This window comes from Bacillus cereus group sp. BfR-BA-01331, from assembly GCF_022663915.1.
Lineage (GTDB): Bacteria > Bacillota > Bacilli > Bacillales > Bacillaceae_G > Bacillus_A > Bacillus_A mycoides.
The window spans coordinates 92,142-98,771 of sequence record NZ_JAKUGJ010000017.1 but is presented as its reverse complement, the minus strand read 5'-3'; the positions used below and the strand labels follow the sequence as shown (position 1 = coordinate 98,771).

Below are 6,630 nucleotides of genomic sequence, written 5' to 3'. Positions count from 1 at the left end.
TTCGTGTGTGGTTTGGTATTTTTGCTCGTGTTTCTCCTGTTGCTCCTGTTTCTCCTGTTGCTCCTGTTACTCCTGTTGGTCCCGTTTCACCTGTTGGACCTGTCGGACCGATCTTAGGAACTGTCCCATCGCAACTAAAACAGCATGAATCAACATGCACACCATTTTGATTATTACACCCACAATATCCATTTGTATTATTACTCCATAAAGACATGTTGACCCCCCTCCTTCGTGTTCAATCTTTTAAGTACAGCCAACGAATTAAAAATATCTTTCTAATAAAAAATTAGTTTTTGTTTTCCTTATCAACTATCCGCTTTGGAATAAACCTTTTATAAATAAAGGTTTTTTTCCTCACATTCTAATAAATATTACATGCAATACGCTCTCCTTTCGCTTGTACTTTCGCCTTCCTCATTAAAGGAATTTCAGCTCCTTCAACCTTGATACACGTATGTATTTAAATACAACATATTAAAATCCGTATAAATCGTTATTCTTTCGTCAAAATTCCCAAAAAATATTAACACTTTAAACACCCTCATATTTTGTTAAATTAACATGTTTTCCTTCTACATATATGTCTTGCTGAAACTCTTGTAATTGATAGACCTTATTACTTTTTCGTTTATAATCAATGGCTTTAAATTTCGCGACAGATATAAGCCAATTTCTAAACTTCCCACGTTTTTCATCATAACTACTAATGTTGTACCAAACGATTAATAAAATATCATCAACACATTCATCCACTAGCACCTTACTATGCGCCGTATCTAAAACACTGTGAACCACCTTATAAATTAAATCTCCATATCGATCAATTGCTGTATGTAATGCTAACATATCTTGTTTTCGAAGACCTTCTACTATTTCTATATCCTTCACCCTTATCACCACTCTTTACTCCATTCTCTATTCATTATATATACGAATGCATAGGGCGGTTTTCTGACACTTTTACAAATATTTTCTAATTATTTTTATATTGTAGCAATGCTTAATTAAGTATCGCTTATGAAACAGGGATTATATTATCTCTCACGAATTTAATATACGAGCGAAAAACAGGAGGGATAACTATGTACCAAACTATTGAAGATTTTTTAACATCATGGATATACGAGGCTGAGTCTACTCAGAAGATGCTCGATGCATTAATCGATGAATCTTTATCACAAGAAATTGCACCTGGGCACTGGACTTTAGGGAGAGTCGCTTGGCATATCGTTACAGCACTTCCTGTTATGCTATCAGGGACAGGGCTTAAGTTTGAAGGAGAAACGAAAGATTATCCTGTACCAACTTCAGCAAAAACAATTGCAGATGGGTATCGCAAAGTAAATACGGCTTTTATTGAAGCACTTCAAAGTGAGTGGACTGATGAAGACTTAACTACTATTAATAACTTCTTTGGTCGTTCTATGCCGAATTCTATATTTTTAATGACACTCATCAATCATCAAAATCACCACCGCGGGCAGATGACTGTTTTAATGCGTCAAGCTGGCTTAACAGTCCCTGGCGTTTATGGTCCTGCAAAAGAAGAATGGGCTGCTACTGGAATGGAAGCTCCCCAAATGTAACGACAGAAAAAGACAAGGTGTTTATGCACCTTGTCTTTTTCTGTAACTTGTTTCATGTGAAACTATTTTCTACTAAATGGTATTTTATGAGAAAATACGTTAAGATAAATTCATATTAATTGGAGGGAACTAAATTGAATACAAAAAACAAAAAAATAACAATAAGAACTCTCTTACTAACTTCTATCATTGGAGTTATCAGTGTATCTCTTTATTTCACAAGTCATGGTACCCCTTGGGGAAAACAAACAGCAATTGCTGAATCAAAAGAGTATATTACAAAATACTTTAATCTAGATACAAAAGTCAAAAATACTTCTTACGATTCTAAAATGAATAGCTATGCAATCGCCTTTGAAACAATTGAAGATGGAGAGTTTACTATCGAATATAAAGGTCCTAATAACTTTAACATTTCTCCAGGAGTGCAAGAGTATTTAAGCAAACACTATAAATTTACAGAGTAGTAACGAAGCATACATATACAAAAAAGAGTTGGTATAACGCTAACTCTTTTTTACGTATTCTTGTCATACTGTTATATCTTCCTTCTCTATATTTTTAATTCCGTAATATGCAATCGCAACTCCAATCGCTGCAAATGTGAATTGAAGAGGAAGAAACGTCGCTATAGGAAATATGGGCTGGTTATTAATTGCGATTAATACAACGATAATAGAAGAAACGATTGTAGTTGGCACTGAGCGTTTACGCATTCCGAAATATAATGGGATTAAACTCATTCCCGCAGTTGCAATGGCTAAAGGAACCAGTTTTATTCCTTCTTGCATCAATTGATCTACTGTAAATGGATTAGGAAGAATTGAAAAATAACTATCTATCCCAAAGAAAATTCCTACTACTAAAATGTTAGATAAAATAACTGTTATGAATGTTAATATTGCTGTAATGGCCAACTTACTAACCATCATTTTCTTTCGGTTAATTGGATAAGAAAACATGAGTAATATTGTTTTGTTTTTATATTCATCAATTATTAACTTGGCTATTAGTACTCCACCAAAAATAATAAATGTTGCTCTTACTAACGCACTAGCCATCAACAAAATTGTCTGTGGATCTTTTATTTCAGGATCTCCTTCTATTTGAGCAACGAAACTAACGAAAATTAGTAGTGCCAGTATAATGATATTTGCAATAACCGCTCGCTTCACATACCATCCAAGCTTAAACTTCTTCAATTCTAGCTTCATAAGACGTAGCATGATAGTCCTCCTTTCATTTTAAATTTAATCAATATAAATCGTCCCTGTTTTACTTAAAATCTTCACTTCGTTTTTTGCATCACCGATGGTTCCTTCTTTTACCTTTTCTGTATTTTTATCTTTCTTAAGTCCGTTTACATTCACCATTATGTCAGACGAATTACTTTTAGCCATAAGTTTCAAAGAAGTCGGAACACCCTTATACCGTACGCCAATATCCCCTGATTTTGTTTCTGCAAATAATGATTTTCCTTCTGTCATATCTTTCAGTAATACTTCACCAGATGTTGAAGTGATGTTCATATTTGAGCTATTTACATTTGTTATATAGTTATCGCCTGTAGTAGAGATTATATTTAATTCTTGTACTGAACTATCTTTTACACTTAATTCTCCACTTGTTGATTTGAACTCGCCTTTCTCAGCCGATAATCCTACAATCCGTCCATCTCCAGATTTGCTTTCTGTCACAATACTTTTCACTTCTATATCGCTTATTTTCACATCACCCGATTTATTATTTAATACAATTTTATCTATTTCTTTTTTCGGAATAGATATAGAAATAATATTCTTTTTCCTAAACGTAAAACCATTAAAAAATCTGGTCATCTTTTGTTTTTGCTTAATCACAACTTTATTTCCTTCAAGTTCTATTTTGACGGGATCTAGATTTTTATCTGCTCGTTGACCTTGGGCGAAGATCACTATTTTGTTAGCGTCTGTACTTTTAAATTCAATATCCCAGTTTTCATTGTCCACTTCTATTTCTTTTATATGATTTATCTCAAAAGACTTTTCTTTCTTAAAATCTTTCCCCTGAAATGTCTTAAAACCAAAAACTACACTAGCAATTGTCAGAAATAAAATTGCAATTACTATTATTTTTTTCACCATGCATACCCCTGTTCATTGTTGTTTTAAGCTTATTTTACGCCACATCAATCTTGTCGATCTTACGATACGATAGATAACTAATGAAAATTCCTAATAAACAGAGCACTATTGGGATAGCTATAAAATTAAACATACTTACTTGACCGTTTCCAGAACCAAAATTACTACTAATTAGCATCCCAATTATTACTGCAGAAGTAATTGTTGTCGGTGTCGATTTCTTTCTCATCCCAAAAAATAAAGGAATTAAACTTATACCAGATATCATAAATGCACTTATAAAAGTAGCTGGAACGGTAGCTATTATTTCCCCCATCGTCATAGGTGTTTCAAACAGCCCCATCATTGGGTTCATAAAAAATATGAGCAAACTAATACTGAAAGTAGCAATAATCATGCTAATAAAACAAAAACTAAAAACAATTGTTAATTTCGCCCTCATTAGCAATTTCCTTTGTAATGGGTACATAAATAGTAGTTGCATTGTTTTATTCTTATACTCATCAATTACTAAACGTGATAAAATGACCGCACTAAAAATAAGAAATGTCATCCTAATAAAGATATTTGCTAACGTCATATACTTTGTGAAATCAGTGAGCGCCGCATCTCCCTCACCTTTTGCTCCCATCCCCATAAGACTTACCGCAGCAAAAATTGCTATAATACAAATAGCTACCCCTTTACAGTAACTAGATAATTTATGTTTCTTCCATTCAAGTTTCATTAATTTAAACATATAAACCACACCTCCATTACTGACATAACGATCTCTATGCTACTAACATTCTAATTCCAGCCATAACTACGCTTACTATTCCTATCACTAGTAAAATTAACGGCCATTTCCGCTCAGGTTTTCTATAATATAAAATCCCACTTATGAACATTACAATCAATCCACTTACTAGATTCACTAACAATCCATTAAGCATGAATGCCCTCTCCATCCATTACATTTAAGAAATATTCTTCTAAGGAACTATGTTTCTTATTAATACTTTCAATTTCTACATCGTTCATAATAAGTGCTTTTGAAATAGCTTGCTGAGACGCTGCCGTATCATACACACGAATCATATTTCCACTCATTATTTTGTAATTTTTTATACCGAGTTTATCTTCTAAAATATAAGCTGCACGCTTCACATCAGGAACAGTAATTTCAATGTACTCTGTTTGTTTTCCGTTAATACTCTTCATTGAAACTTCTTTTATTAGCTTTCCATTTTGAATCATACCGATTGTATCTGCCATTAGTTCCATCTCGCCTAAAATATGACTAGAGACTAATAACGTAATACCATATTCTTTGCAGAGCATTTTAAATAAGTCTCTTAATTCTTTAATACCAATTGGATCTAAACCGTTAATTGGCTCATCTAAAATGAGTAATTCTGGCTTCGTCATGATCGCCCTTGCAATACCAAGTCTTTGCTTCATCCCTAATGAAAAATCTTTTACTTTTTTATCATCTATACCGTGCAGCTTTACTAAATGTAAAGCATGATCAATTGCGTTTTTGTCGTAATACCCCATATATTCACAATGTAATTCTAGGTTTTCCTTCGCCGTTAATTTATCATAAAAAATTGGATATTCGATAATTGTCCCCATGCGCTTTAACAATTCATAAGATGTATCCGTTAACTTCTCACCAAAAATTTCAATATCACCGCTCGTCGGTTTTATTAAGTTTGTGATCATTTTCATAATCGTTGTTTTACCTGCACCATTCGGTCCTAAGAAACCGTAAATCTCACCTTTTTTCACATGCATGTTAACGCTAGAAATTACTTCTTTCCCTTTAAACACTTTCGTTAACTGATTCGTTTTTAATATATATGTCATGTCACTATCTCCTTTCGCACTCACTACCTTATACTTCTATAATAGACAACGGAATTCTCTTTTTTCTTACCCGTTCCTTACAAATTCCTTACGCTGAAAAAAAAGCTTGTAGAATCTACTTCTCTACAAGCTAAAACAGCATCTTTGTTAATACAACTGTAAAAATTGTTTTTTCATACGGCTTACTAGAAAGATGTATTTCTCCGTCCATCGCTTCCACAAGCCTTTTCGTAATCGTTAACCCTAAACCGCTTCCTTGGTACAATCTATTTCTGGAATCTTCAAGTGTGTACATACGCTCAAACACTTTATCAATGTGAGATTCATCAATTCCTTTTCCTGTATCCCATACATCTATATACACACTCGTTTCATCATCTCTTAACGTCATACCAAGTGTCTTTCCATCGTCACCATATGTAATCGCATTTGATATTAAATTATTCAATACTCTACCTAATACTTCTACATTTCCAAGTGCATATATATTTCTTTCTGGTATATCAATATGAACTTGAAACCCTTTCGTCGTCACTAAATCATAAAAAGATAAAATCTTCTCACGACAAACTTCATTCATATTTACTTTTGTCATCTCAATTGCTTTGTCACCAGATTCTAATTTTGCTAAATCAAAAAACTTATGAATCAGTTCCATTACTTCTAGTGTTTTTACATGCACCTTTTCGAGTAATATTTGCTTCTCTTCCTCATTTATCGTTTTATCCTTATTTAACATTTCGGTATATCCAAGAATAACTGTTAGTGGTGTTTTCAAATCATGCGAAATATTTGAAAGCATTTTTCTCATCGAAATTTCCACTTTCGCATGATCTGCATTCGTTTTCTGTTTTGCATCTAATAAATGATTAATCGCCACTAATAACTTTTGCAATTCTAGATCATCTGTCATAATTAATAGCTTCTCACCAGTTTGTTCTTTTACAATTCGATTTAACTTCTCATACGTGTAGCGTAAATTCCTACTACTATTTTTCCTAATTTTATATTGCACGTAAATAATGATAAGCAATATAATAATCACCACTGTTAAAAATACAACCATA

The 6,630-nt window shown here is 32.9% G+C and carries 8 protein-coding genes and 2 pseudogenes; 2 read left to right on the top strand and 8 right to left on the bottom strand.

All coding sequences use genetic code 11. The annotated features are described in order from the left end of the window. A pseudogene (locus MR155_RS23340) lies at positions 1-217 on the bottom strand (BclA C-terminal domain-containing protein); the annotation flags it as partial. Positions 218-543: 326 nt separating this feature from the next. Beyond that, positions 544-900, bottom strand: a pseudogene (locus MR155_RS23335) (sigma factor); the annotation flags it as partial. A gap of 185 nt (positions 901-1,085) precedes the next feature. On the opposite strand from MR155_RS23335, the gene MR155_RS23330 reads away from it, so the two are divergent. Together MR155_RS23330 and MR155_RS23325 are read left to right on the top strand one after the other, a co-directional pair. Continuing rightward, the gene (locus tag MR155_RS23330) at positions 1,086-1,589 is read left to right on the top strand and encodes a DinB family protein (RefSeq protein WP_242311184.1); all 504 of its coding nucleotides are present in this window, start codon (positions 1,086-1,088) and stop codon (positions 1,587-1,589) included. A gap of 134 nt (positions 1,590-1,723) precedes the next feature. Continuing rightward, a complete protein-coding gene (locus MR155_RS23325) occupies positions 1,724-2,056 on the top strand; it encodes a YfjL-like protein (protein WP_242311183.1) in 333 nt (110 codons plus the stop codon). A gap of 63 nt (positions 2,057-2,119) precedes the next feature. On the opposite strand, the gene MR155_RS23320 is transcribed toward MR155_RS23325, so the two are convergent. The 6 genes from MR155_RS23320 to MR155_RS23295 all read right to left on the bottom strand — a co-directional run bounded on the left by MR155_RS23320 (position 2,120) and on the right by MR155_RS23295 (position 6,629). Further along, positions 2,120-2,815, bottom strand: coding sequence for an ABC transporter permease (locus MR155_RS23320; RefSeq protein WP_219303626.1), 696 nt, complete (start codon positions 2,813-2,815; stop codon positions 2,120-2,122). A 24-nt stretch (positions 2,816-2,839) separates the two neighbouring features. After that, positions 2,840-3,712: a DUF4097 family beta strand repeat-containing protein gene (locus MR155_RS23315; RefSeq protein ID WP_242311182.1), complete on the bottom strand. Its 873-nt coding sequence runs from the start codon at positions 3,710-3,712 to the stop codon at positions 2,840-2,842. 34 nt (positions 3,713-3,746) lie between these two features. Beyond that, positions 3,747-4,451, bottom strand: a complete 705-nt coding sequence (locus MR155_RS23310; protein WP_242311181.1) for an ABC transporter permease — start codon at positions 4,449-4,451, stop codon at positions 3,747-3,749. Positions 4,452-4,485: 34 nt separating this feature from the next. Next, entirely contained in the window at positions 4,486-4,647 is a 162-nt protein-coding gene (locus MR155_RS23305) for a hypothetical protein (protein WP_012261777.1), read from the bottom strand. Then, complete coding sequence (locus MR155_RS23300) at positions 4,640-5,563, bottom strand: ABC transporter ATP-binding protein (RefSeq protein WP_012261778.1); 924 nt, start codon at positions 5,561-5,563, stop codon at positions 4,640-4,642. Before MR155_RS23300 ends, MR155_RS23305 begins: the two co-directional genes overlap by 8 nt. A 130-nt stretch (positions 5,564-5,693) precedes the next feature. Further along, entirely contained in the window at positions 5,694-6,629 is a 936-nt protein-coding gene (locus MR155_RS23295) for a HAMP domain-containing histidine kinase (RefSeq protein WP_242311180.1), read from the bottom strand. Between the last annotated feature and the right edge of the window lies 1 nt (position 6,630).

Excerpts from the sequence above, each read along its gene's own strand:
- MR155_RS23320 (WP_219303626.1), bottom strand. The coding sequence starts at position 2,815 with ATGCTACGTCTTATGAAGCTAGAATTGAAGAAGTTTAAGCTTGGATGG.
- MR155_RS23295 (WP_242311180.1), bottom strand. The coding sequence starts at position 6,629 with ATGGTTGTATTTTTAACAGTGGTGATTATTATATTGCTTATCATTATT.
- MR155_RS23310 (WP_242311181.1), bottom strand. The coding sequence starts at position 4,451 with ATGTTTAAATTAATGAAACTTGAATGGAAGAAACATAAATTATCTAGT.
- MR155_RS23330 (WP_242311184.1), top strand. The coding sequence starts at position 1,086 with ATGTACCAAACTATTGAAGATTTTTTAACATCATGGATATACGAGGCT.
- MR155_RS23305 (WP_012261777.1), bottom strand. The coding sequence starts at position 4,647 with ATGCTTAATGGATTGTTAGTGAATCTAGTAAGTGGATTGATTGTAATG.
- MR155_RS23315 (WP_242311182.1), bottom strand. The coding sequence starts at position 3,712 with ATGGTGAAAAAAATAATAGTAATTGCAATTTTATTTCTGACAATTGCT.
- MR155_RS23300 (WP_012261778.1), bottom strand. The coding sequence starts at position 5,563 with ATGACATATATATTAAAAACGAATCAGTTAACGAAAGTGTTTAAAGGG.